The organism is Phycisphaerae bacterium, assembly GCA_012729815.1.
GTDB lineage: Bacteria > Planctomycetota > Phycisphaerae > JAAYCJ01 > JAAYCJ01 > JAAYCJ01.
In genome coordinates, this window is sequence record JAAYCJ010000247.1 from 1 (window position 1) to 25,264 (window position 25,264).

At 64.4% G+C, this 25,264-nt stretch carries 16 protein-coding genes; 2 read left to right on the forward strand and 14 right to left on the reverse strand.

Annotated elements, in window-relative coordinates; genetic code table 11:
• The 8 genes from GXY33_16155 to GXY33_16190 all read right to left on the reverse strand — a co-directional run.
• Positions 1-2,930: hypothetical protein (locus tag GXY33_16155; protein NLX06671.1), on the reverse strand; the 2,930-nt coding region annotated here is incomplete at its 3' end.
• 14 nt (positions 2,931-2,944) lie between these two features.
• The gene (locus GXY33_16160; GenBank protein ID NLX06672.1) at positions 2,945-3,721 is read right to left on the reverse strand and encodes a DUF1559 domain-containing protein; all 777 of its coding nucleotides are present in this window, start codon (positions 3,719-3,721) and stop codon (positions 2,945-2,947) included.
• A 26-nt stretch (positions 3,722-3,747) separates the two neighbouring features.
• On the reverse strand, positions 3,748-6,141 hold the full coding sequence (locus tag GXY33_16165; GenBank protein NLX06673.1) for a hypothetical protein: 2,394 nt from the start codon (positions 6,139-6,141) through the stop codon (positions 3,748-3,750).
• A gap of 22 nt (positions 6,142-6,163) precedes the next feature.
• Positions 6,164-6,850, reverse strand: a complete 687-nt coding sequence (locus GXY33_16170; GenBank protein NLX06674.1) for a prepilin-type N-terminal cleavage/methylation domain-containing protein — start codon at positions 6,848-6,850, stop codon at positions 6,164-6,166.
• Positions 6,847-7,881: a LacI family transcriptional regulator gene (locus GXY33_16175; protein ID NLX06675.1), complete on the reverse strand. Its 1,035-nt coding sequence runs from the start codon at positions 7,879-7,881 to the stop codon at positions 6,847-6,849. The genes GXY33_16170 and GXY33_16175 overlap by 4 nt, the downstream gene beginning before the upstream one ends.
• A gap of 130 nt (positions 7,882-8,011) precedes the next feature.
• The gene (locus GXY33_16180; protein NLX06676.1) at positions 8,012-12,418 is read right to left on the reverse strand and encodes a hypothetical protein; all 4,407 of its coding nucleotides are present in this window, start codon (positions 12,416-12,418) and stop codon (positions 8,012-8,014) included.
• Between the two features lie 29 nt (positions 12,419-12,447).
• Positions 12,448-13,149, reverse strand: a complete 702-nt coding sequence (locus GXY33_16185; GenBank protein ID NLX06677.1) for a prepilin-type N-terminal cleavage/methylation domain-containing protein — start codon at positions 13,147-13,149, stop codon at positions 12,448-12,450.
• Between the two features lie 3 nt (positions 13,150-13,152).
• The gene (locus GXY33_16190; protein NLX06678.1) at positions 13,153-14,235 is read right to left on the reverse strand and encodes a substrate-binding domain-containing protein; all 1,083 of its coding nucleotides are present in this window, start codon (positions 14,233-14,235) and stop codon (positions 13,153-13,155) included.
• Positions 14,236-14,570: 335 nt separating this feature from the next.
• Between GXY33_16190 and GXY33_16195 the strand changes: the two genes are divergently transcribed.
• Together GXY33_16195 and GXY33_16200 are read left to right on the forward strand one after the other, a co-directional pair.
• Positions 14,571-15,290 carry a prepilin-type N-terminal cleavage/methylation domain-containing protein gene (locus tag GXY33_16195; GenBank protein NLX06679.1) on the forward strand — a complete coding sequence of 240 codons (720 nt, stop codon included), beginning with the start codon at positions 14,571-14,573 and terminating at the stop codon, positions 15,288-15,290.
• A 112-nt stretch (positions 15,291-15,402) separates the two neighbouring features.
• Positions 15,403-18,288: a hypothetical protein gene (locus GXY33_16200; GenBank protein ID NLX06680.1), complete on the forward strand. Its 2,886-nt coding sequence runs from the start codon at positions 15,403-15,405 to the stop codon at positions 18,286-18,288.
• A gap of 9 nt (positions 18,289-18,297) precedes the next feature.
• Here GXY33_16200 and GXY33_16205 read toward each other — a convergent pair whose 3' ends face one another.
• The 6 genes from GXY33_16205 to GXY33_16230 all read right to left on the reverse strand — a co-directional run bounded on the left by GXY33_16205 (position 18,298) and on the right by GXY33_16230 (position 25,260).
• The gene (locus tag GXY33_16205) at positions 18,298-20,076 is read right to left on the reverse strand and encodes a hypothetical protein (protein ID NLX06681.1); all 1,779 of its coding nucleotides are present in this window, start codon (positions 20,074-20,076) and stop codon (positions 18,298-18,300) included.
• Positions 20,077-20,176: 100 nt separating this feature from the next.
• Positions 20,177-21,502, reverse strand: coding sequence for a DegT/DnrJ/EryC1/StrS family aminotransferase (locus tag GXY33_16210; protein ID NLX06682.1), 1,326 nt, complete (start codon positions 21,500-21,502; stop codon positions 20,177-20,179).
• Positions 21,503-21,543: 41 nt separating this feature from the next.
• Positions 21,544-22,794, reverse strand: a complete 1,251-nt coding sequence (locus tag GXY33_16215) for a Gfo/Idh/MocA family oxidoreductase (GenBank protein NLX06683.1) — start codon at positions 22,792-22,794, stop codon at positions 21,544-21,546.
• Between the two features lie 12 nt (positions 22,795-22,806).
• Positions 22,807-23,616, reverse strand: coding sequence for an AAC(3) family N-acetyltransferase (locus GXY33_16220; GenBank protein NLX06684.1), 810 nt, complete (start codon positions 23,614-23,616; stop codon positions 22,807-22,809).
• Positions 23,617-23,618: 2 nt separating this feature from the next.
• Positions 23,619-24,836, reverse strand: coding sequence for a M20 family metallopeptidase (locus tag GXY33_16225; GenBank protein NLX06685.1), 1,218 nt, complete (start codon positions 24,834-24,836; stop codon positions 23,619-23,621).
• A 10-nt stretch (positions 24,837-24,846) separates the two neighbouring features.
• Positions 24,847-25,260 carry an EamA family transporter gene (locus tag GXY33_16230; GenBank protein ID NLX06686.1) on the reverse strand — a complete coding sequence of 138 codons (414 nt, stop codon included), beginning with the start codon at positions 25,258-25,260 and terminating at the stop codon, positions 24,847-24,849.
• Positions 25,261-25,264: the final 4 nt, after the last annotated feature.

Sequence of the window (25,264 nt, forward strand, 5' to 3'; positions counted from 1 at the left end):
AGGCGGCCGCGATCGGCGCGGGCGCAGGTGCGGGTGTTGTCCGCCCACTGGCCGACGATCGCGTAGACGTCACGCGGCCATTCGTCGCCGAAGTTCGTTTGCCAGCGCGGCTGGTCCAATTCGATCACGTTCGTCTGCAGAGACGAGTCGTGCATGCCGTCCGGCCATGTGCCCTTGGTCCGCGAGAGCCGCGGCGGCGATGCGGCGGCGACCGCCGTCGCGTCGCCCCAGAGGTACGGGTTGATGTAGTTCTGGCCGGTGCCCGACCAGGTCTCCTGCCATCGGCGGCCGTCGGCGGCCTCGGTGCCGATGCCGAGTTGGATGTCGAATCCGAACCGATCGCCTACCGCCGCCGGCTGTGTTCCGAAGAACGCCAGCGGGATCTTCGCCTCCAGGTCGTAGCCCCCTTCCGCGTGCGTGGCGTAGCGGCACTCGGCCCCGGCGATCGTCGGATCGGTCCCGGCCAGGATGTTGGCCACCTGGCCCGTCGACCCGTCGATGCCCGGCGCGATGCCGACGTGGAAATCGCACTCGCGGTAGAAGCCGATCGGCCGCCCGTCCGGCTCCGGCGTGAAGTACAGCTCGATGCAGTCGCCCGCCCACATGTTGGCGCCGCCCTGGCGGTTCATGCCCGGCACGCTGCCGCGGACTTCGGCCATGACGTAGAGGAACTCGCCGGCGAAGGCGGCGCGGACGTCGGCTTCGAACCCCTGCGAGGGGTTGGCCATCCGGATCGCCTCGCCCTGCCACTCGTCGATCCGCCCGTCCACTTGCGGTGCCTCATCGAGCACCGCGATCGGGTAGTGCTTGCGCTGGATCGCCGCGTCGAAGACCTCGCCGGTGAGGCCCGCGAGGAACGGCAGTTCCTGTTTGGCGGTGAAGGCCGCGAATCCGACCGGGACCTTTACGTATTGCACCGAACCGTCCGCCGTCAGTTCGTGGCGGCCCTGTTCGATCGGCGTCGGCGCGCCAAACACATCCAACAGCGTCGCGTCGGACGGCAGCACCACGGTCAGCTTCCGCTGGTCTTCCGTCGTCCAGAACGCCAGCGTCGTCGCGTTCTCGTCGCCGAACACCAGCGCCGCCAGATTGCGGCCCGCGTCAAGCCGACCGCGATACGGCAGGTCGTTGACCGCCTCAGCCGTCGTGCAGTACGCGGCAAAGCTCGGCTTGGGCGTATAGCTGCCGCGCATCAGGCCGAACCGTCCGTCCACCTGTCCCCAGAACCACACGTCGTCCAAACGGAACACGCTGATCCGCGACAGGCCGCCCGCCAATTGCAGCAGAGCCGCCCGCACGATCATCTGCGCCTGCTGCAACTCGCTGCAGCCGGAGATCGTCGCGCCGGTGGTGTAGCCGAACTCGGTGCTCCAGATTGCCTTGTCCTTCCCGCCGTTGGCGTCGAGCCACTGCCGCGCCGAGAGGCAGTGCTCCAGCAGCATGCCCTCTTCCGGCGTGTTCCACCGCTTGCCGACCGACCACGGATACGGGTGCAGGATCAGGAACTCATACGACTCGCTTCCGCCGCAGCGGTTGACGCCCGCCACCAGTTCCAGGTTGCTGCCGACGCCCACCTTCGCGTTGGGATTGGCCCGCTTGATGCCGCGGTGCGCCGCGATCAGCGAGTTGGTGAAGTTCTCGATCGTCCAGTGCGGCGTCGCGCCGAGCCGGCCTTCCGGCTCGTTCCAGAACTCAAAATGCTCGACGAAGTTATCGCCCAGGCCGGCCACCGTCTCGAACGCCCGCTCGAACGCCTCGAGGTCCACCGGCAGGTCGTCGTTCGTGCCCGGCGGCGCGGCGTTGGTCTTGTACGTGACGTTGTACACGTAGCCCAGCGGCATGATCCCGTTGGACGCGTACCGGTCCACCTGCCCGGCAATGGCGTTGGGATCGATCTCCGAGACGTCGCTGCGGCAGTTGAACGGACTGCCCCGCGTCCAGGTCAGTCCCATCACCTTACCCAGCTCCGGCGGGCAACTGCCGGCGGCGAAGGGACTGCCGCCAAATGACCGCTCCGACGGCACGGTCATCACCGCGGCCCCTTGCAGATCGTGCAGCACGTTCGAAGCGTCGGTCTTCGAGACGCTGCGGATCACCAGTTCGTAGTAGCCGCACGTTTCGGCTTGGTATTCGACCGTCGCCCCAAACGCCGCTTCGCCGGTGGTCACCGTTCGCGCGTAGCCGTCGATGATCTTCCACTCGAATCGCTCGAACGAACCGTCCTGCGGCTGGCCGACTGTCCAGACGATCGGCTCGCCCGGCCGGTACACGCCCCACTGGTTGCCCGGCTGGATCAGCGTCCGGTGCTCGCTGCGTTTGCTGTTCTGGTAATATTCCAGCGAGTCGGCCGCCGGCACGTAGACCGCCGGCGTCTGCTCGCCTTCGACCAGTTGTACGTCGGCGATGAATAACAATCCGCCGCCCTCGCCGCGCAATCGCGGGCGAACCGCCGTCACACCGTCCGGCGCGTCGAAGCCGGCGGTCAGCGTGGTCCATCCGGTCGGATCGAATCGCACCGCGGCCAGGACCTTCTCACCCGCCATCACCTCCAGCCGGGCCACTCCCGCGCCGGTCAGGTCCACGTCCTGCTCGGGCTTGTTCTCCGGCCGGAAGTTGGCGATGTCCGGCGTGTAGCCGCGCTCGGCCTTGGCCGCCGACGCCACCGACGCACTGAGCGTGTAGCGCCGCTTCGGCTGAACCGCCGTCTCGCCGAACCGCAGCTCCCACCGCCCCTTTTCCGCCAGCTCGACCTTCAGGCACGGGCCGTATTCGCGCAGAACGCGGATTACGCCCGCCTCCGGCGAGCCGATCACGAACTCCACGTTCTCGGGAACCCGCCCGGACGTGAGGGCATCGGTATCCAGGGAACCAGCCGACACCGGTGGCGTCAGGGCGCAGAGCAACACGCCCATCAGTCTCAGATGCATCATCCTGCTTACTCCTGTTACGGAAGGTCGTGTCGCGGAGGGAACATGGCGCGGGTCGTCTCTTTCAGTTGCACTACCCGCACATGCCCGTCGAGGAACAGGCAATTCGAGCCGCCGGAATGGCGCGTCGAGAAGAACTCATTGAGGCTGCCCTTGCTATCTTCGTAGAACACCGCTCCCCAGATCGCTCCCACGGTGCCCAGATTCGACCCGCTCCCGACGGCCAGGTTCGTGCTGTCGTAAGCCGACACCGTATTGGCCAGATCGGTGAACATCGACAAGCGCGAAAAGGGCGGGTAGGGGTAGTAGAACGCGCCCATCACCCCGTGCGGCGTGCCGTAGGCATTGACGTACCAGCCGAGACTGACTTCCCCAGCCCCGATCGATGGGCAGTGGAAGATGGTCGACGCCTCTCCCGGAACGGCGGGGCGGATACCCTTGAACAGCGACGTCGGATCGCCTGAACTCAACCCCCACCCGTTATACACGGTTCCGATCGCCGAATCGACCAGCCCCGCCTGGATCAGCTTGAACGACCAATGGTATATATACCCGTTCAGGTCGCAGTTGGGCAGCGTGTCGTTGAACATGTCCAGATAGTAGCCGATCGCCATACCCGTCTGCCGCAGGTTCGCTCCGCAGTAGACCGTCCGGGCTGCCGCTCGCGCCGACTGCAGCGCCGGCAGCAGGATCGACACCAGCACCGCGATGATCGCCACGACCACCAGCAGCTCGATCAGCGTAAACGCCGGTTTGGCCGGTCGCCGCGCCGAGGTCCTGGTCCCGTTCCGCATTTCGTGTGGTTCGTTTCGCATGGTCGTTACCTCTTTGCCTGTTGGCCGTCGCCGGCGAACGCCCGCGAGTACCGTCCCGCATGGGCTTCAATCGATGCGCCGGATACGTACACCGGCGCGCCGGTCACTTCAATAGTCACCGTACCGCTTTCGTCCGGCGATACGTTCGTCTGGCGACCGATGCAGTCGGTGATGGTCACCGGGCCCGACGCGCTCAACTCGACCGGCGTGCGGATCGTCCAATACTCCTCCCATGCCGGCCGGTGCGTCGTCCGCACGTGGGCCGGTTCGTGACGCAGGTAGCCTTCCTCGCGGCTCCAGAGCAACGCGAACCGCCCGCGGCGGCCCTCGAACACCAAGCCGCGCAGGTGCTCGTTGTCGAGCTTGGCGTCGCCGACGAATTTGGCCCCGTCGAGCATCCACGCCGCGGTCTGATGGGCCCAGAGGATCGCCTTGGGCGTCCAGTCGCGGCGGATCAAGCCGAAGTAGAACTCCCGCTCCCACGGCTCACCCGTCTCGGCGACCGTCTTGATCTCCTCGTGCCGGTCGAAATCGTCGAGGCAGTAGTACATGAGCCCGCGCACGTCCGCCGCCACCGCCAACCCGCACATCAGGGTGATGTCCTCGGCGCCCACCCGCTCGTTGTTCGAGCAACTGCTGTTCGGCGCAGCCGGGGCGTAGTACTCGCTCATCCACAGTTCCTTATCGCCGTATCGCCGCAGCGCCTCGTGAATCCGCTGCAGCGTCACCACGTAGCTCCAGAAGGTCTGGCCGTCGTCGAAGTCGGGCGAACGCGGGCAGCCGGCGGCGTGAAACACCAATCGCTCGAAGGAGTCCCATCCGCCCGCCGCGTGGACCTTGCCCATGTACGTCAGGTCGCCGTTGGCGACCACGCAGCCGCCCAGCGGCATGCCCGGCGCCATCTCGTCGCGAAGGCGGCTCAACGGGATCAGCCAGTCCTTGGTGTACTTTTCCGCCAGGACGCCTTTCTCCTCGCCGCCGTGGAGGTTCAGCTCGTTGGAAAACTCGAACGACTCGTCGTGCTGATTCAGCGTCACCTGCAGGTTGCCCCGCAGCCAGGTCTCACGGTTGGCCGCCTCGTGCATCCACGACGGCCGATCGGCGAAGTATTCTTCCGCCTCCGGACCGTAAACGCTGTTGTGGTACCAGGTGTGAAACCCCATCTGGTGGGCCAACTCGCGGTCCTCGCCCATCCGCAGCCAGCGCACGCCGATCCGCGCCATCAGCTCCAGGAGCTGCTTCTGGCTGCGGAACGAGGTGTGCGCTCCGACGTGGCCGCGGTACGCGGCGATGCCGAACCGCGACTCCTTGCCGTCGAGGAACTCCCGCTCGGGCATCACGCCCAGGCAGATCCGCTCGTACGCCGTCGCGCGGTTGTGCCGCGCGGTGACGTCCAGATAGACCGGGCCGGCCTGTTCGCATTGGACGGTCAGCGGAAACCGCCACGGCTCGCACGGGCCAAGCATGCGGCTCTCACGGCCCTGCGCGACCGTCGTGCCGTCAAAGTCGCGGGCAACAAACTCCACGTCGACCCGCAGCGGACGGTCGAAGAGGTTGACCGCGCAAACGTCGAGGGTCATCGGCTCGCCAACCGTCTTCCACAGGTAGAACGGTTCGGGACTGCTCACGTCGAGCATGATCCGGTCGCCGCCCGCCGCCGCCACGCCCAGCGGCATGGCCGATGGCGAATCGGAGACGACCAGCGCAGCGTACGCTTGAAACTGGTCGGTCATCCACGGCCGCTGGACCTTGCGGACGTGCAGGTTGAGCTTCCCGTCGTGGACCAGCGCGTCGAACCCGCGGTCGCTGGCGGCCACCAGCGTCGAGTCGCCGACCCGGTAACTCTGGGCCATGCCCGCCGTCAGTTGGTACGGATCGCCGCCGTAAGGATGGTGGAGCCAGCGCGCCGGTTTGATCACGTCGGCCGCTTCGCCGCCCTCTGCCAACGCGAACTCCAGCGTGGCCGGCCCTTCGGCGAGCGTTACGCCGTCGGCGGCATCGATCTCGAACGACACGCGAACCGCCTCGGGCATCAGCACCCAGACCGACTGGACGTTCGCCGCCCCTTCGTACCGCACGCGGACCGTCGGCCAGCCCGGATGGGCGGAATCGATGGACGTGGCCACGTTGGCCACGTGAACCTTCCGCTCGTCCGGGATCAACTGCGGACCGGTCTCGATCGTCACCGGTCCCGCCGTCGTCAGATTCGCCTGCGGAAACTCAAACCGGCCGAGCGTGCACAGCAGCGTCTCGCCCCCGCCCTTCCGCGAAAACAGCTCGACCTTGCCGTCCTGATGGATCGCCAAAGAGTAGCCGGAGGTCTCGAACCGCTGCGCCTCCTGCGCAACGGCAGTCAGACTACTCAGGATGATCGTAAGAATCACTGCGTGTGCTCTCATCATTCACCTTTTGTAGGCGTCGTCAGATACCCGTCAGCGGGTTGGTTGCCGGCCATGTCTCATTGACCAGATAGTATCGTGCGTGCCCGTCCGGCAGCAGGATGTTCCATCCATCGCCGTGATGCTCGTACTTCTCGCAGGACATCATCCAGGTATTGGAGATATCGAGTACACCCGACGGCGTCTTCGCCAATTCCGGAATGAGTTCATTGAAGATATAGGAGAAACCAAGCTGCTCTGGGCGATACTCCGGACAATCCCAGACACTGCGGTATTTCGGCTGGCTCGGGATCCTCGCCAGCGTCCACCAGTCGCCTATGTCCTCCGTGTAACGGGCGACCTTGCCCAGGTACGGCCAGTACCAGACAAAGGCCTGCATGTGAGTCTTCCACGCGATAAACTGCAACCACCGGCTGTCATCGTTGTACGGATAGAGGCTGCCTAAGTAAGCGGGAAAAAGCATGTCAACCGAAAACAACGGGTACTGCCGAATCCCCGGCTGAGGGAACATGCCGAGATAGTCGGTCTGGTAGTTGACGTCGGCCACCCCGATCTGCCGAAGCTGAGCGGCGCACACCATCTTCCTGGCGCCCGCGCGGGCGCGGGTCAGAGCCGGCAGCAGCATCGCCACCAGCACCGCAATGATCGCCACCACCACCAGAAGCTCGATCAACGTAAAGCCCTTCGACTTCAAGCCCGCCGTCTTCATAGCTCCTGCCTCCTCGCCTGCGTGCAGCTATCGCGCCAGACCAGCCGGCCGGGAACCCGCTCCTGGACCGGCGCGTCGCTGTGCCCTTCGATCTGTTCCTGGAGCAGTTCAACCCCCATTTTGGTCAGCTCCTCGACGCCGCCGTCCACACTCGTCAGGGCCGGCTCCAACTCGTCGCACAGGCTGACATTGTCATGGCCCACCAGGCTCATGTCTTCCGGAACCCGATACCCCTGCCGCATCAACTCGTTCATCCCGCCGATGGCCATCCAGTCGTTGGTGAACACGATCGCAGTCGGCGGCGGCTCGCGTCGCAGCAACTCCCTGACCCCCTCGCGCCCAGCGGCGACTCCGCCGCCGAACCCCTCGACCACCAGCGTGTCCTCCGCGTCCAGCCCGCAATCGGCCAGCACCCGCTGATACGCCTCCAACCGAAGCCCGACGCTCGGGTACTCGCGCCGACTCGCGACAAAACCGATCGACCAGTGCCCCAACTCCACAAGCCGGCAGACCGCCTCGGATGTTCCCGGCACAAAATCCGTAATCACCGACGTGCATCCGGTCCGGCGCACCGTATCGTTAAGCACCACCACCGGAATCCCCTCCTCGCGCACCCGCTGGCACAACTCCACCGATGGATGACCCGCCAAAATCACCCCGTCCACCCGATTCTCCCGCAGCACCGATGGGTACGCCGCTGCGCCGTGCCGCAAAACGAACTCGACGTGAACGTGGTTCTGAAATTCGCTGGACGCCTGCTCGACGTGCAGGGTCACAAGCTGCTGGTACAGGTCATCGGCGACGCCTTCTTTCTGCGAGGCGATTATAAGTGCTATTGCATTTGCACGTCTGCGACGCAAGGGACGTGGCCGGTAGCCAAGCCGGTCGGCCAGATCGCGGATCTCCGCCGCCCGTTCGGAACTGATCCGCGGATCGCCGGCCAGGGCTCGTGAAACGGTGCTGACCGCGACGTTCATCCGCCGGGCCATGGTCCGGAGGCTGACCTGCTGAGTGCCGCTGAATTCATCCATTTTACTGGTCCACCGGCTTTGCGATTGGAGAGGCGATTTGTGCAACTGTTGCACTGGCCCCCATCGTAATGCAACAGTTGCACAAAGTCAAGCCCCTTGTCGGGCGGGGGCAGGGCATGGTCCGGAATGGTCAGGATCCGACCTTAACCGCCAGTTCGGCCCGGCCGGTGTCCAAGCCGGTCAAGCCGATCGAGAGGATCCGGCCGCCGTGTTCGACGGTGCGGGTTTCACCTTTGCGGATGCCCAGACCATCGGCGATCAGGCGGCCGTGACGGTAGACCGACAGTTGGACGGTAAAGGTGCCGAAGGCTTCGATTCGGGTGGGAATGATGGTGTAGGGGCCAAAGGGCAGTTCCTCATCGAGGGCGACCCAGCGGGATGTGTGGGTCCTGGCGGCGCTGATGCCGATCAGCAGCGGTATTGGACGTTCATTTAAGCTTATGAAGTCGATGGTCTGGATCGGTTGGTCGGGACGGGGGTTTTCCCAATTGAAGACGTAAGCCCCAATGCTCGAACACGATTCGTTGCCTCCGGTCCAGCCGATGCGGGCTTCGGGCACTTCCTGTGGCTTCCACCAGTCGGCGACGTTGCGTCCGGTGACCAAGTCGATGGATTCGGTTTGGCCGTCGGCGTAGTGAACGATCAGGCGGGCGTAATTGACGCCGACGTCACCCCAGGCGGTGGCATGGAGGATGTGGAGCATCTGGGCTTTGCATTCGACTGCAATACCTTCGACTTTTTCGGGATAGAGGTCGTAGTGTCGGCTGGCGGGAGGAACGGCTTGGCTTTTCAGGCCGATGCATCCGCGGCCGTCGTTGGCGTTCGGGTCGGTGACGGCGAAGGGGATTCCGGCGAAGAAGTTGGTTCCGACGGGGAACTGCTCGGCGTCGTTGATGGGGCCCTGGTCGGACCAGCCGCCGGTTTCGTCGGTGTACTTAAAGCCCAGGTTCGCATAGGGCGCGAGGTCCACGAGGTGGAAGTCTTCGATTTGGGCGCGGGTTTCGACCTGGCGATCGGTCAGGGCGACGCCGGCGTCGGTCAGCAGCGAAGCGAGGAGTCGTGCGACTTGGGGCGAGCGCGCGGCTTCGGCGTCGAGGGGAAGCTGGATCACGATGTATCGTCCGCGGCCGCTGCTTTTTTGCAGGACGGCGGCGGCGATGGTCTTGTGGTGTTGGCGTGCGAAGTGGTCGTCCTGCTCGGCTTGGAACATCCGTTGGCCGGCTTGGACTGCCTGCGGGTCGGCATCGTCGCGCCAGATGGGAGCGTAGTGGGAGACGAAGGAGAAGGCGGTGAAGCGTTCCTGGAGGAGGACGAGGGGTTTCCAGTCGGCGGACCATTGGCCAACGAGGGTCGTGCAGAGCCAGTCGGTCCAGCCGAGGAAGTCGAGGGGATTGAAGCCCCAGACCGCTTGGTCGTCGGTTTCCATGAAGACCATGGCACGCCGGCCTTCGAGCAGGGGCATGGTGGCGATGGTCAGGTCGTGGCCGAAGAGCGGTTCGAACGACGGCTGGGGAAAGACAAGGACCTGGCCGCCCTGGGCGACGAAGCGGTCGATCGCGTCCCTGCAGCGGGCGAAGTCGGGCCGCTGCATCGCGTTGGCGCCGATCACGAGAACGCGATCGGCGGGAATATCGTCGCCGGGCTGATATTCGCCGAATTTGGCTCCGAAGTGGGCGAGGATATTCTCGGTGGCGCCGCTGCCCTTGACCAGCAGGACGTTGTTGGTCGGGTGACGCTGCGGCGGTGAGGCGATGGCGTTGAGGAGGTTGTGGATCAGTCGCGTGGCGGTTGGGTCGTCGCCGTATCGTTTGGAGCAGCGGAGTTGGCATCGGATGAGGGAGCCTCGGCCGATGAACTGCCGGAGGAGCGGCGTGCGTTTGACGTCGCAGTCGGCGAGGATGAGGAAGTTTCCGCTGGTGGGTTTGGCGAACGCGCCGTCGGTGACGTAGTTGTCGTCACCCTGCCAGCCGGTGAGTTCGGGACCGTCGATGCCGTCGAAGATCGGGTGGCCGGGCGCCTGGACGTAGGCCTGGGTGTCGGAGCTGCCTTGATTGTCCTGTTCGAAGACGAGGGCGTGTCCGCCGGCGCGGCAGAATTCGGTCAGCAGCGGCTGTGCGGCGGCGTCGAGGCTGCGATAGCCGACGACCAGCGGGCGGTTGGAGTCGAGCTTCGCAGGGTCACTGCATTCGTCGAACTGCACGCCCGCCTTTTTGAGGATCGCCGTTGTGACGCCGTTGCGGTCGTAGAGTTGGAAGGGTGCGTCGAAAACCGGCGGTTTGAAGTATGAATCGGGGTAGAGCGTCACGTCCTGATCGCGGCGGGCGATGGTTTCCTTCCCTTCGGTCAGGGCGAGGCGGAAGATCACGTCGGTGTTGGCCTCGACGGTCGGTGCGGCCAGTTTCACGGTGAACGTCGCCACATCGGTTTTGGGGATTGTGACGGGGATTTCGGCATGGGCCAGTTCGCGGTCGCCGGCGAGGAAGGCGGCGCGGAGGCGTGCTATGATTTCGCGCGGGTGGTCGTTGATGACGACGATTGTTTTGTCGATGGATTGGCCGCTTCGATAGGCCTTGGCGGCGTCCGGGGCCCAGACGGCGAGGGGAGCGAAGGCGCGGGTGAAGGCATCGAAGACGGGCGTGGGCGACCAGGGCGGGGCGTCGGGGTCCCAGCCGGGATTGACTCGCGGGCGCATGGCGTAAGTGGGTTTGACGTATGGTCCTTCCCAACTCTCGTGCTCGATCCGCGGGGTGGCGGTGCGGGTGGCGTGGGAGGCGAGGGGCATGTTGAACGTGATGTAGTTGGCGAATCCGAGCATTCCGGCGATCTTGTCTCGTCGCCAGCCGAGGGAGAGTTGTTCGTTGTAGTCGGCACCGGCGCGGAGGGCGGATTTCGGATCGCGGAAGGCGGCTTCGCCGCAGTATTTTTCGAAGAACTCCTGGAGGCAGGGGACGAACCAGTATTCGCCGACGAGGATGGGCTTGTCGCGTTCGAAGACGGCGGGCCAGGAGCGGCGGAGGTTGCGGAAGAAGTCGCGTCCGGTGGGCAGGTCGACCACGTAGACGGGGTAGTGGACGTTCATGATTTCGGAATGGCCGAAGAGGTCGTAGCTGCCGTGGAAGGTGACGGGGCGGGTGGGGTCGGAGTCCTTGATGCATCGGTCGAGCTGCGTGAACATGTCGAACCACTGGCGCGGCTGCGGGTCGGCGGGCGGCTGGCGGAGGGTTCCTTCCCAGTAGATATAGCTGAACCGCTCGTTGTTGGCGTTCCAGATCACGATCGACGGATGGTTGCGGTCTCGGAGCATGGCCTCTCGGAAGAAGGTCTCGGTCCGCTGAAGAGTCTGTTCCGTGGGGTCGCCGGCGATGCTGTCGCTGTCGAGGCCGGCGATGACGAGAAAGCCCATTTCGTCGCAGAGGCGGTAGAGCAGGGGGATGGGTATGCCCTTGACGCCGTGCCAGCGGATGGTATTGGCGTTCATGGCCTTGAGGGCCTGGAGTTGGAGTCGGGCGTGTTGGGGGGTCAGTTGCTCGGGATGGATGTTGTCGACGGGATTGTCCCAACAGCCCAGCAGCGTGACCTTCTCGCCGTTGAGGATGAAGCGGTCGCGTTCGATTCGGAATTCGCGGAAGCCGAAGCGGGTGCGTTTTTCGTCGACGGGCCGGCCGTCCCGTTGGATCACGGTATGCAAGGTGTAGAGATGCGGCGACTCGGGCGTCCAGAGTTTGGGGTCCGGCCACTGGTCGCCGGCGGCGAGCGTGGCGGCGGCGTGCGGTTCGAGGCGTGCGGTTCCGCCGTCGAATTCCTTGACGACGGCGCCGTCGGGATCGGTCACGCGGTGGACCACCCGCACGTCGGCTGCGAGGTCGGAGGCGTTGGTCGCGCACAGGTCGACGTCGATGCGTTTGGTGCTGACGGACGTGCGGACGAAGAGGTTTTTCGAATGGACTTGCGGGACGGCGAAGAGGTAGACGTCCTGCCAGATTCCTCGCAGGGGATGTATGGACTCGGGGGCGTTGACGTCTCGGCCGTAGCGTGTGGCGTCCTGGACGGCGACGGCCAGGACATTGGTCTGGCCGAAATGCACGTGGTCGGTCACGTCGAGGGTGATGGGCAGGAAGGCGAATGTTTCGGGCGTATCGAGGGCGTCGCCGTTGACGTAGACGCGGCACCAGTAGGCGACGGCGCCGAGGTGGAGGAAGACACGTTTGTCCTTCCACTCCGCCGGTACGGTGAAGTCGCGTCGGAACCAGGCCTTGTGAGCGGCGGCCCATTCGGGCGGGAATTCGAAGTAGGCGGTTTTTTCCCAGAAGCTGGGGACCTTGATGGTCTGCCAGGGCTCGTCAGGGACGGCTCTGAAATCGGCGTCGTCGGGCAATGGAGCAAAGTCCCAGAGGCCGTTGAGGCAGATTCGCGGTCGGAAGGAGGCGTCGTCGGCGGTTTCGGGGTCGAAGTGCATGTAGCGGTCGTCCGGGTCGGCGGCTGCGAGCGAACCCAGTACCACGATTGTCAGGGAAGCGCACCATCCAACTTGGTTCATGGGATGTCCTTGTGAAGAGGCTATCGGGTCTATCGCCAGTACGAATCCGGGTCGTTTACGCCGTAGAAGAACTCATTTTCGTGTGGGGGATAGTACAGGTGCCGTTCGAGTTGCTCGATCCAGCGGGCGTTTCCGTCGACGAAGAGCCAGTTGGCACCGCCGTTGTGGCGGTTCATTTCCGTCCTGACACTAAGGGAGTCCAGAACGATCCACGCATTGCAGGCGTAGGATGCGCCGTCGAAGAACAGGGGTGTTTTGTCGGGCCCGCCGACCCTATCGAGTTTCGCCGCCCGTTCGCCGCTCCAGTGCAGGTCCATGTTGTAGGCGTAACTGCGGGCGTAACCGTACATATCGACGTCCGGCCGCAAGGGGCACCTGAAGATGAGCGGATCCTGGCGACCGCTGCCGTAGTAGAACTGAGCCGCGTCGCCGCCGCTGACATAGGGTCGCAGGGCATCGTTCCATCGCGGATGCACCTCGACCCAGGCTCGCGTGACGCCGGAAGGGGGCAAGCAGTCGCCGTAGTCCTGGACGTAGCCCCAGACGGCCATGTGGAGTTGCTTAAGATTGGACGCGCAGATGGTCAGTTTGGCCTGGTCGCGGGCGGCGTTGAGGGCGGGCAGGAGGATGCTGACGAGGACGGCGATGATGGCGACCACGACGAGGAGTTCGATGAGGGTAAAGGCTTGGGGCCGATTTGCGATCCGCCATTTGTGACGTGACGTTTTCATGGTTTATCCCGTTTCACCTTCGATGACACGGCCGTAGGTTTCGTGGTATTCGATGGGTCCGGTATCGCCTTCGAGCCGGCGTTTGAGGAGTTCGGCGGCCGTTTTGGCGCGGAAGTGGTAGAGGGTGTCGACGGTGGTCAGTCGTGGGGCGGCGGCGATCAGTCCCGTGCTGCCGGTTCCCTCAGCGGAGATGACCGCCACGTCGTGGGGGACGCGGAGGGCGGCCTGGTCGAGGGCGCGGAGGACGCCGAGGGCGATCCAGTCGTGTCCGGCGAGGATGGCCCGCGGGCGTTCGGTTTTCAGGAGGTGGCGGGTGAACTGCCAGGGGTCGATGATGGGATCGGGTTTGGGGCCGTAGCTGTGGGTGTCCTGGTAGCGTCGGACGCTGCGGCCGTCGAACGAGACGCCGTGTCGAGCGAGGGTCTTGCTGAGGGCGACGAGGGTTTGCGATTCGGGCACCTCTCCCTCTTTGGACGAGGTGACGTAGAGCACGTCGCGGTAGCCCTTGGCCAGCAGGTACTCGGCGAGTTCGACGCCCTCCTGGTAGGCGTTGGTCCGGACGGTGTCGTATCGCCGGCCGGGGATTTCGTGGCCCATGATGACGACGTGCGTGTTCGGATGAGGCAGCAACTCGGGGCGGTAGGTAAAGAGCTGCGACGGCACCGTGGCAACGATCAGGCCGGCGGGCGGATGGCGGTGGGCGTCGTCAAGGAACTGGCGATACCATTCGAGGTTGCCGTGGCCGCACTGGGTGTTGACCGACCAGGACGAGGAGGCGAAGACCTCCTGGACGGCGTAGGCGAATATCTGATGGATGAAGGGATGGCCGGCGGTGATGAAAGTCACGGTCTTGCGGAGGGCGGCTGATCGTTCGGGGGTGTCATCGGCGACGATGGTGCCGAGTCCCCGGTAGCTGCGGACGAGGCCTTCGCGTTTGAGGCGGTTGATGGCTTTGGTGACGGTGGCGATCGAGACCTGGTAGTGGTCGGAGATTTGCCGATGGGCGGGGAGTTTGGCGCCGGGCTTGAGGTCGCCGGCTATGATTTGTTTTCTGGTTTCGGTGTAGATGTCGATATATGAGGCCACTGGCCCGCTCCCGGGTTGTACTGCAGTATACTGTAATATATAGCAGTATTGACGGAATACCGCAAGAGGTTTGTTTTATTGGCTGTTTAAATATTAATGAAGCGACAGTGCTATTTGGTAGCTATACCGCGGCATGGACGCACCAAGAAGGACGCGGATGGAAAAGTAGAATGTCCCCTTTTCAGGTTCGTTCAGGACGTGTGGTCCGCAGGAGAAAGGGGTTGACAGGGGAAGGCGGGTTCGGGTACACTTACACGTGTAAGCTTGATGATAGAGAGGATAGCATGGTCAGAACAAGTCACGTGGACCGCCGTTTGTGGTGCTGGCGTGTGGGCATGTTGTCCGGGGAGGTTGGCCGGGCGTCCCATCGTATTGGGCATGGTTTTACCCTTATCGAACTCCTCGTGGTGGTGGCGATCATCGCGGTGCTGGTGTCCATGTTGTTGCCGGCGTTGGGTGAGGCGCGTCGGACGGCTCGGCAGACGGCATGTTTGAGTAATCTCCGGCAGCTTGGGGCGTATGGGGTGATCTATCAGAACAACTACAACGATCACATCGTGGCGGGTGTCAACAATCCGCCGGGGTGGCAGGGGTTGATGGGGATTCCGGGGTTCCAGTTGGATGAGTGGGGGGTTCAGATCGGGACGGTGGCGGACGTGCTGCAGTGCCCGGCTACGGAAAAGCAATTTTACAGCGGGACGTACGGGTACAACAGCCGCTGCGGCGGCGAGTGGGTCTATCGAGGCGAGGATTACGACAAGATTTACCGGATCACGGAGATTTCGCGGCCGTCGGAGCGGATCATCATCGCGGACTTTAACGCGCAGTGGCCGATCATGCTGTCTTTTATGGTCTGGCCGGAGGATCCGGGCGGTTACGTGGATTGGGACCGCCACGGAGCCCGCGACGGTATTGGGCTGCTGAGCGTGCTGTGGCTTGACGGGCGGGCGACGGCGGAGACCGGCGGGCAGTTCACCAGCCGCGGAACCGTGCCGATGTACACGTACATCGAGCCGTTCTATTACTACTGGTGGTTCTCGAAAGACAATCTCTGATCCGCGTCGGCAGATCTCCAAGGCATTTGTGTTGCGCAGACTCCGCCACATCGCTTACCGTATGGACTTCGGCGAAGCGGATGGCGGCTGGGCTTTTGTAGAGGAGCAAATTATGCACGTCAGGTTGGCGCTGGTTGTCGCGGTCGCTTTCACGTGTCTGACGCTGCCGGTCGAGGCGGCGCGGTGGCGGATGGGGCCGGAGAATCTGGTTGAGCCGCGGGAGTATGGCGAGAGCGGGACGGTGACGATCGGCGACGGGAAGGATACGACGTGGTTCTGGTCGACGGGCTGGGGAATCACATTTCGGCCGGACGCGAACATGGCGGACGACCAGTCGTCGGATGTGCTTTCGGTGGGCAAGACGGCGGGCGGGACGTGTTACTGGACGATGACGTTCCGATTCGCCAAGCCGGTTTCGCGGTTCCGGTTCACCACGCCGCGGTGCAGCAGTCTGGAACTGAGCGAAGGGGATCTGGTGCTGTACGGCACGGTCGACGACGGGGAGCGGCGGGAGTTGTGGCGGTACGGCAAGGATTCGCCGGGCTATCGGCCGGGCAGCGACGCGACGATCGAGCCGGCGGCGCTGGACTGGATCGAGCCGGCTGAGCCGGCGACGACGGTGACGCTGTACTTTGAGTACGTCGGGTTTGTGGGCGACGTGAGTTTCCACGCCGATTCGGACGACGGCGGGGTGCTGGAGTACGTTGCGGCGCTGCTGCCACCGGAGCAGATGGTGTCGCTGACGCTGGTTCCGGACGCAAAGAAGATTTCCAACGTGTACCGGACGGATCAGCCGGTGCGGGTGCTGCTGGACATCGGTCCGACGCCGGTGTCGAGTCCGCCGGAACTCGTGCTATTCGATCTCATGCGCGAGGGTCAGACGGCGGCTGGAACGTTTGAACCTATCGGGCGCGACGACTGGCAGATCGATCTGCCGGAGGCTCAGGCGGGCGTTTATCAGCTTCGCGTGGTGTTGCCGATCGGCGGCGAGGGCAAGACGGTTGAGAAGGATCGCATCGTTCTGGTCCATCCGCCGCGGAAGCTCTCGCGGGCGCAGGAGCTTCGGTCGCCGTTTGGGATCATCGGGATCGACGGCGAAGGGGCGTGGCAGGGCTCGGCGTACGTCAGCGGACAGGATTTGGCCCGATTGATCGGCGTGCATCAGCTTCGCGGCGGCACCATGACCTGGTGCGTGGGCAATCCGGCGAAGGACGTGTATAACCTCGGGGGCGACCCGCGCGAGATGGTGGAGCACGATATGCAGTACGGTCTGGTGCGTCGGCACAGCCTGGCTTTCTCGCCCGGCTGGACGGTCGATCCGAACCGCGCGACGGAGGGTTGGGCCGGAGTGTGGCCGCCGAAACCCGAGCATCTGGCTGACTATGCGGAGTATTGCCGGCGGCTGGCGACGATGACGAAAGGGTATTACGTGCCGGAGTTCGAGATCTGGAACGAGCCGAACTCCGAGCCGTACGGGAGCTTCAAGGGGACGTTCGATGAGTTTGTGGCGATCTGCCGGACGGCGGCGGACGCGATTCTGGCGGTCAATCCGGAGGCCCGGATGATCCTTGGCAGCACCGGCGGGGCCGACGTCGGGTACATCGTGCGGCTGCTGGAGGCTGGGCTATCGGAGAAGTACCGGCTGGTGGACATTCATCCGTATCGCTCCACCAAGCAGGGACCGGAGGACGGGTTGCTGGTGGACATTCGGCGGTTGCGCAAGGCAATCGCGGATCACGGCGACGGGCAGGGGATCATCTTTTCCGAGATCGGCTGGCCGACACACATCGGCGATAAGCCCAGCTACGAGGCGGTCACGCAATTCCAGCAGGCGTGTTTTTTCTCGCGGACGATGCTGATCAGCATCGCGGCGGGCGTCGAGCGGTTCCACTTCCACATGCTTCGCGACTGGGGCGGGAATCTGGAGGAGCCGGAGCACAACTTCGGCATCATCACGTGCGCGGGGGAGGCGAAGCTCGCGGTTCCGGCGATGGCGACGACGTCACGGCATCTGGAGGACGCGGCGTTTCTGGGGCGGGTCGGCGAGGCGCCGGAGTTTCATCATGTCTGGTACTGGCGGACTCCGTGGATGGAGGGCGCGGTGCTGGCGGCGATCTGGTGCGATACGGTGATGGTCGAGGGCGAGCCGCAGTGGATCGATCTGCCGGCTGAGCCGTTGGCGGCGGAGGACCTCTGGGGCGGCCGGCCGGGCGAGGAGCGGTTGCGGCAGGCGGACGGGCGATGGCAGGTTCGTCCGGACGAGGATCCGGTTTTCGTCTATCTGCCGGAGAGCGCGCTGCCGAAGGGTTTGGCTGAGCTGCCGACGGCGATGCGGCCGTGGCATCTGCGGCGTCTGGAGGCGATGAACGTTGAGGGGCGTGCGATCGTTGTGGACGGCGAGTTGGCTGAGTGGCCGGAACTGCCGGCTGGCATCTCGCTGGACGCGGCGGCCAGCGGCGGCACGATGGGCTATGCCGGTGTTGAGGAGCCGCAAGAAGGCAAAGATGCGGCCAAGAGCGTGGCGCGGTTCGGCGTCGCGTACAACGGCGACGGTTTGTACGTGGCGGCGGACGTGATCGACCCGGACGGGATGCACAACGATCGAAGCCACTGGTGGGTATGGGCGGGCGACTGTGTGCGGGTTTACCTGAGCACGGTCGACAGCGAGGAGTTTCCCTATTTCACCGACGATCATTTTCAGGCGATTTTCGCCCCGGTGACCAAGGACAACGGCCCGCCGCAGGCTGTGCATATCAGCGCCAGGACGCCCCGCGGGGTCGAGTCGGGCGATCTGATTCCGGATGCGTTGGTGGCGGCCAAGCCGACAGAGACAGGATGGGCGCTTGAAGGTTTTTTGCCGTGGTCGTATTTCGGCAAGACGCCGCAGGCTGGGCAGGTGTGGGGTTTTGATCTTCAGGCGGCCGGCCGATCGTGGAACGGCGGCGCGGACAACTGGTGCACTCCGCTGCGATGGGGTAAGCTTGTTTTTGTCGAGTAGCGGCGGACGCTAAGCGAAGGAGATGCGCAGGCGATGGCGGCCGGGCGGAAGCACGGCCATGAGCCAATGGCCGCCGAATTCGTGGCGGGTTTCGTATTCGGCTGGGTAGTTGCCGTCGATTTTGACGGTTTCGAGCGGGCGGGTCAGGAGCATCTTGAAGACCATCCCGCCGTGGTATTGGCCGTCGCAGTCGAACTCGACGGAGTCGGGTTTGGCGTCGACGAGGCGGATGGCGGAGCGCGAGCGGGCATCCCACCAGCGCCAGACCTCGTCGTTGCCGACGTGGTGGACGTTGGCGTTGCGATGTTCGATGTAGCGGAGGATTTCCTCGATGGCCTGTCGGCAGCGCGGGTATCGGGCGACGTAGGCTGGGTGATAGAACATGTTCATGACCAGATGCCATCGGATGGCCATTTCGACCGGCAGGTGGACTTCGTGGGAGGCGTCGGTTTCGTTGTCGAGGGTCGCGCCGCGATGGCCGACCTCGTAGCAGGCGATCGGCTGTTCGAGGAAGTCGATCCGGCGGTTGCCGTGGCGGTGGTCGTCGTAGAAGTGGAAGGGGTAGGAAGTGCCGAAGCCGAAGCTGAAGTTGGACGTGTTGGCCAGCGGGTGGGTCCAGGCGAGGTTGTAGCCGTTGAAGGAGTTGTCGGACTTGCCGCCGGCGGCGAGCATCCACTTGGCGGGTTCGGTCCAGCCGGTCCAGCCGAGCCACTTGTTGACGGTGGTGATCGGGCCGAAGCCGAATCGCTGTTGGAACTGCTCGCTCTGCTCCAGGTAGCGCTGCGGGAACATGCGGTAGCCGTCGTGTTCGCAGAGGCCGTAGTAGATGGAGACTTCGTGGCGGTTGTCTTCGCGGATGTGGCGCATCTGTTCGGCGGTGATCGGATGGACGGGCAGCATGTTGATGTGGTAGCCGAGACCCTTTTCACGCATCCAGTCGGAGGCGTCGAGGCTCAGTTCGGTCGGGCCCTGGTATTCGTCACCGCCGTAGGAGAGCATGGCGTCGGCCACGCGGCCGTCTTTGGGCGGGATCTGATGGATGAACGGCACGCCGGCGCGGGCGATCAGGTTCTGGATGAGGAAGACGATTTGGTCGGCGTAGCGGACTTTGCGGGAGTGGTCGCCGAGGAGTTGGAGGTCACAGGCCCTTGGCCAGACGCCGTCGGTGACGCGGTCGTTCTGCACCGGCCGGCCCTGGTGGAGGAGCCAGACGGTTTTGGCGGCGTCGAAGGCGAAGCACGCGGCGGCGCCGCGGCCGAAACGGTTCCACGTGACGGCGGGCCGGTTCAGGTCGCGGGCCTCGGGGTCGAAGAGGCGGGCGAGTTCCTCGGCTGAGGTCGGCTCGATCGCGTCGAGGTCGGAGAGGATGATTAGTTTTTGTTCGAGGAAGATCGTCCAGTGCAGTTCGCGGGTGAGTGGATGGTTGCGGTAGTCGAAGTATCCGCTGATGGCGTAGTCGTCGGGGGTTTGGGCGACGGGTTGGCCGCGGCGGACGCCGAAGACGTCGTCGAGGCCGTGCGTGCCGAAGCCGATCAGGATGCCGCCGTCGCGGACCCAGTTGCGGATCGCGTCGAGGACCGGCGCGTCGAGGCGGCGGCCGGTGTGCCAGCCGACGATCAGGGCTCGGACCTCCGTCAGTGACTTGCCGTTCGCCAAATCGTGCGGCGAGAGCACGTCGGCGCGGACTCCGAGCAGATCGGCGATCTCTTCGAGGTAGACGTCCCAGTAGTTTTGTCCGGAGGCGTTCAGTTCGTCCCGCAACGTTTCATCCAGCACGAAAGCCAGCATCGCGTCGTTCCTTTATGTCGCCTGTGATTGGCGGTCACTCGTCATATTTCACGAGATGCACGCAGATATCTGGAAAAAGTAGAATGTCCCCTTTTTCTGTTTATCGTCCTTGTTTGAGTTCTTCGACGGAGTCAATGACGGCGTCGGCCATGTATTTGAGCTGGTCGTCGGTCAGTTCGTAGAGGGGCAGGTGGGTGAAGCGGTGGCGGAAGGCCTCCTCGGCGACCGGGCAGGTTTGTTCGATGGCGGCGGTGTCGTAGCCGAGCTGTTTCATGATGGAGAACTTGTAGAGCGGGGCGAAGTGGGGGATTTGGACGAGGCCGCGATTGTCGAGTTTGGTTTTGAGTTGTTGGACGTCGGCTCCGACCTTGTTCGGGTCGATCTGGAGGAGGTAGAGGTGGTAGGTGGTCTTGACCTTGTTGTCGTCGAAGGGCGGGGTGACGACGCCGTCGACTTTGGCGAGTCGGCGGTTGAGGTAGTCGGCGGCTTTTCGCCTTGCGGCGATGATGCGTTTGAGGCGGCCGATCTGCGAGGAGAGGCAGATGGCTTGGATTTCGGTGGAGGAGTAGTTGCCGGTGGCGAAGTAACCGCCCTTGCCCTTGAAGGCGGGCACGTCGTAGAGCCACATGGGGATCTTCTTGGAGAGGTCGAGGCCCAGGAATCGGGCGCGGCGAAGTTCCTTTCCGAAGGGGGTGTTGGAACAGAGGATGCCGCCTTCGCCGAGGGAGGTGATGTTTTTGACCTCATGGAAGCTGAAGGAGCCGAAGTGGCCGATGGTGCCGATCATTTTGCCCTTGTACGAGGCGCCGAAGGCGTGGGCGGCGTCCTCAATGACGGTGATGTCGTGTTTGCGGGCAAGGCGCATGATCGGGTCCATGTCGACCGGATAGCCGCCGAGGTGGACGGGAATGATGACCTTGGTTTTGGGCGTGATTTTGCGGGCAACGTCGGCTGGGTCCATGTTGAGGGTTCGCGGGTCCACATCGGCGAGGACGACTTTGGCCCCGATGCTCAGCGGGTAGGCGATGGTGGCGATGAAGGTGATGGCGGGAGCGATGACCTCGTCGCCCGGCTGAAGCCCGGCGAAGCGATAGCCGATTTCGAAACCGGCGGTCGCGTTGGTCAGGAACACGGTGTGCTTGACGTTCAGGAATTTGGCGACCCGGTCTTCGAGGGCCTGGACGTTGCCGGCCAGACTCAGTTTGCCGACGGGTTTGCCGACCTGCTGGAGTTGGCGCACGGCTTGGCCGAGTTGGCCAAAGGCCCGGTTATACGCGGTCGTTTTGCCTTCGGCGGGCCGGACGAGGAACTTGACGATGTCGAGGATTTCCTGTTCGCGGATGTTTTCGCCGACGGCGGCCCAGGGGACCCGTGCGGCGCCGGTGTCGTAGCGGAAGTCGGAAACCACATCTTTTTTCCTGGCCATGATCCGTTCTCCTTGATCGTGCCTTCGATTGTCTGTTTCGGCTATTGCATGTTTTTGGGAAGCTGTCCGCTGGGCCGGTGCGGGCCGGGCCGGAAGTCGGGGACGTTTTGCGGTGCGTTGTCCTGTTCCATCGACCTGGCGGCCAGGATGGCCGGGGCGGCGGTTTCGACGGCTTTGTAGACGTCGAGGGTTGGTTTGGCGCCGTAGAGGACGGCGTCGGCGAATTGGGCGAAGACGTAGAAGTCGAGGTCGCCGTGTCCGCTGTTGTGGGCTTCGGGCGGAGCGTCGGTGCGTTTGTAGCTCCACGGCACGGTCAGGGGTTCATCGAGGTGCCAGCCGTGAACCCAGAGCTTGGCCTTATCGCAGGCGGCGCGGGGCGTTTCGATGAAGCCTTCGGAGCCCTTGATGTGGTGCCAGTGGCAGCTCGTCGACTCGGTGTAGGGCGCGCTGAAGGAGGTGGCGAGTCGCATGATGGTGTCTTTTTCGGTGTGCATGAGGGCCACCTGCATGTCGGCGTATTCGAGGCCGGGATGCTTGTAGCTTTCCTTGCGGGTGGACATGCCCTCGACGCGGACGACGCGGTCGTCGAGGATGTAGAGGAGGGGCGAGAGTTCGTGAGGCAGGTAGCCGATGGACGGCTGACGGAATCGCCAGGTGGGTTTGGCGTTGGAGGCGAACTCGGCGACCTGCTGGCGGGTGAAGAAGCGGCCGCTGTCGTCCTGGAAGTGCATCCAGGGCAGGTAGTGGAAGTACTGGCCTTCGACGAAGAGCGGGTGGCCGATCACGTCCTTGCGGATGATTTCTCGCCAGGCGGCGACGTATCCGGCGTAGCGAAGCTGCTCCATCAGGAGGAAGACCTTGCCGGTCCGTTCGACGGTGGCGACCAGGTTCCAGCAGTCATCGAGGCTGTAGGTGAGCGGGACCTCGGCCATCACGTGCAGGCCGGCGTTCATGGCGCGGCAGGCGAGCGGGATCTGGCGGTCCGGGTCGAGCTGGAGGACGACGGCGTCGAGCGATTCGGATTGGAGCATCTGGTCGAAATCGAGGTAGCCCGGCACGGCGAGGTCGTGCTTTTCCCGGAGTTCGGCGACAACTTTGTCGGTGACTTCTTTGCGGACGTCGCAGACGGCGGCGACGGTGAATTCGTCGTAGCGGATGAGTTTGGGCAGCACGTTGTGGACCGAGCGGTTGCCGAGTCCCACGACGCCGCAGCGGATGGATTTTTCCACCGGCAGCGTGCCCATGATGATCGATCGATCCTGACGCCGGACCAAGGTTGCGCTGGGTGACATGGTTTTGGCTCCTTACGGTATCTTCTTTTCTCGTCTGAGGTTTTCGCGGGTTCTGGTGCACGGGACACAGCCGGGCCAGGTGCACAGGAGGATATCGGGTTTTTCGCTGATGACGCGGACGACCGAGTCGATCACATCCTGGGCGCGCATGAGCTGGATTTTGCAGGCGCCGTGTCGCAGGTCGCGGATGAGGCCGCGCTGACGCATGGGATACTCGGCTGCGCCGAAGCCGGTGCTGCACGTCGTGGAGGTGTCGTGCCGGTGTTCGACGATCTGTCCGTCGGGCGTTCGCACTGTCCAGGTCGGCAGGCCCTGTGCCCACGGGGCTTTGGGCACGCCGGCGTATTCCTCGCCGAGGTGAATGGTGGTGTTGCTGGTGTGGCCGACGCCGATGAGCAGGACCTTGCCGCCGCGTTTGGCGAGCCGGTCGATGGGCGAGCCAATGCCGACGGCGCGGAACCGGAGGTGGTCTGCGGTCAGTTCCTTGGCGTCCGGACCGATGACGGCGACGGAGTGGGTCGGGCAGAGGCTTCGGACGGCGCCGGGCCACGCGCGGCCGGTTTCGGTCAGGACGCCGGTGAGGCCGGGCGTGTGAGCCGGGTCGAAGGGCTCGCCGGGCGGCAGCGTGTAGTTGAAGGTCGGCAGCATGAGGTTGCCGCGCGGGCCGATGGCTTCGAGGAGGGTGGCGATAGCCGTTTGCGGGCCGTCCTGGACGGCGCCGAGGGTGCGAAACGCGCTGTGGACGATGACGCTGTCGCCGGGCTGCAGTCCGACGTCGGTGAAGGCTCTGGTCAGGTCGGCTTGGGTCAGTTCGCTTGGCATGCTCAGCTCTCCAGCCAGTTGTCAACGGCGTTGGCGGCGATGCGGAAACCGTTCCAGGCTTCGTGGACGTCGAGGCATTCGTCCGGCTGATGGAAGGCGCCGCGTCCGGTCAGGCGGCTTTGCGGTCCGAAGGAGACGGTCGGGATTCGGGCGTGGTTGGTCAGGACGAAGGCATCCTGTTTGGAGATCGTGGTGAGGACGGGCGGCTGGTTGGTGATTGTGCGTACGGCGTCGGCAAGGCAGGAGACCAGCGGCGTGTCGGTCGGCACCGACGCGGGCTCGAACCACGGCTCGCGCCAGGTTGCGTCGTATCGGTCGAGGGCCTGGCCCAGCGAGTCGCGGAGCATCGCTTGGAGTTCGCGGCAGTACGTTTTCCGATTTTCGCCAGGCAGCGAGTAGAAGGCCACGTGGAAGTATGGGCCGCGGTCGTCGCGGCGCTGGTAAAGGGCGACGGAGCAGTCGCGTCGGGCGTTGTCGCGAAAGAGGGAGCCGTCGAAGAGGGCTTGGCGGCTGAGGCTCAGGGTTTCGCAGCCGGTGTTCAGGGCTCTGGCGTGTTGCCGGAGAGTGCCGTCGGCGATCGGGGTCTTTGGGCGCAGGTCGATTGAGGAGCCGCCGAGATTGCCCAGCAGGACGTGCATGCTGTAGCCGTCGAGGTAGAGGGCGGCTTGGGCGCGGATGCCGGCCAGGTGGAGCAGGAGGGCGCCGTTGCCCACGCCGCTTTCCTCATCGATGGTCGAGGCGAAGATCAGGCGCTTGCTCAACGGGCGGCTGCGTTGCCGCAGTATTCGCATGATGCCCAGCATGGTTGCGGTGCCCCACTTGTCGTCCGAGGCGCCGAGGCCGCAGATCGCACCGTCGCGGACTTCGCCGAGGAACGGGTCGAAGGTCCACTGGTCGGGGTCGAAGATCGGGACAGTGTCGCTGTGGGCGAGCACGAGCAGGGCCGGTGCGTCCGGCGGGCCGAGTTCGCCGATGACGGTTGGCCGGTTGGCGTACTGGCGGTTTGGACCGCTGCAGAGCGGGTGGTGGAAGAAGTCGGGCATGTCGGCGGGTTGGAAGGTGTGGACCCGGGCGTCGAGTTCGCGCATCCGCTGCTCGACGACGGCCTGAATCGCAGCCTCCTCGCCGCCGGCTGGGCCGCTGCGGCTTGGGATTCGCACGAACTGGCAGACGTCGTCGATCAGCGACGCTTGGTAGTGTTCGTCCGTTTCGAAGGCCATGGGCAGTTTCCTATCGTCCCAGCAGGATCACGGCGGCGCCGGCGCAGAGGATGCCCGCGACGAGTCGGGCTGAGAGCGGCTCGTGCAGGAAGATCAGGCAGGCCAGGGCGGCGACGACGATGTTGAGGCCGACCAGCGGCAGGACGGTGCTGCCCGGGGCAAGGGTGATCGCCTTGAAGAAGGCCATCGCACCGAGTCCGCAGAGCACGCCGGCCAGCAGGGACCAACCAGAGTCGACCTGGAAGAACCGCGCTTTGCCTCCGATCAGGTGCCATGCAGTGTAGGTTCCGACGATGACAACGTAGCCGGTCAGGAACCACGCCATCGAGACCTGCCAGGCCAGTCTCGCGGAGACGGCTTTGAGCACGAAGTTGTAGCCGCCCCAGGTCAAGACGCTGATCGCGGCCAGTATTCGCCAGTCCATTCGT

Bases quoted from the DNA above. Each gene is read 5' to 3' on its own strand.
- GXY33_16160 (NLX06672.1), bottom strand. From the start codon at position 3,721: ATGCGGAACGGGACCAGGACCTCGGCGCGGCGACCGGCCAAACCGGCG.
- GXY33_16165 (NLX06673.1), bottom strand. From the start codon at position 6,141: ATGAGAGCACACGCAGTGATTCTTACGATCATCCTGAGTAGTCTGACT.
- GXY33_16170 (NLX06674.1), bottom strand. From the start codon at position 6,850: ATGAAGACGGCGGGCTTGAAGTCGAAGGGCTTTACGTTGATCGAGCTT.
- GXY33_16175 (NLX06675.1), bottom strand. From the start codon at position 7,881: ATGGATGAATTCAGCGGCACTCAGCAGGTCAGCCTCCGGACCATGGCC.
- GXY33_16180 (NLX06676.1), bottom strand. From the start codon at position 12,418: ATGAACCAAGTTGGATGGTGCGCTTCCCTGACAATCGTGGTACTGGGT.
- GXY33_16185 (NLX06677.1), bottom strand. From the start codon at position 13,149: ATGAAAACGTCACGTCACAAATGGCGGATCGCAAATCGGCCCCAAGCC.
- GXY33_16195 (NLX06679.1), top strand. From the start codon at position 14,571: ATGTTGTCCGGGGAGGTTGGCCGGGCGTCCCATCGTATTGGGCATGGT.
- GXY33_16200 (NLX06680.1), top strand. From the start codon at position 15,403: ATGCACGTCAGGTTGGCGCTGGTTGTCGCGGTCGCTTTCACGTGTCTG.
- GXY33_16205 (NLX06681.1), bottom strand. From the start codon at position 20,076: ATGCTGGCTTTCGTGCTGGATGAAACGTTGCGGGACGAACTGAACGCC.
- GXY33_16210 (NLX06682.1), bottom strand. From the start codon at position 21,502: ATGGCCAGGAAAAAAGATGTGGTTTCCGACTTCCGCTACGACACCGGC.
- GXY33_16215 (NLX06683.1), bottom strand. From the start codon at position 22,794: ATGTCACCCAGCGCAACCTTGGTCCGGCGTCAGGATCGATCGATCATC.
- GXY33_16220 (NLX06684.1), bottom strand. From the start codon at position 23,616: ATGCCAAGCGAACTGACCCAAGCCGACCTGACCAGAGCCTTCACCGAC.
- GXY33_16225 (NLX06685.1), bottom strand. From the start codon at position 24,836: ATGGCCTTCGAAACGGACGAACACTACCAAGCGTCGCTGATCGACGAC.
- GXY33_16230 (NLX06686.1), bottom strand. From the start codon at position 25,260: ATGGACTGGCGAATACTGGCCGCGATCAGCGTCTTGACCTGGGGCGGC.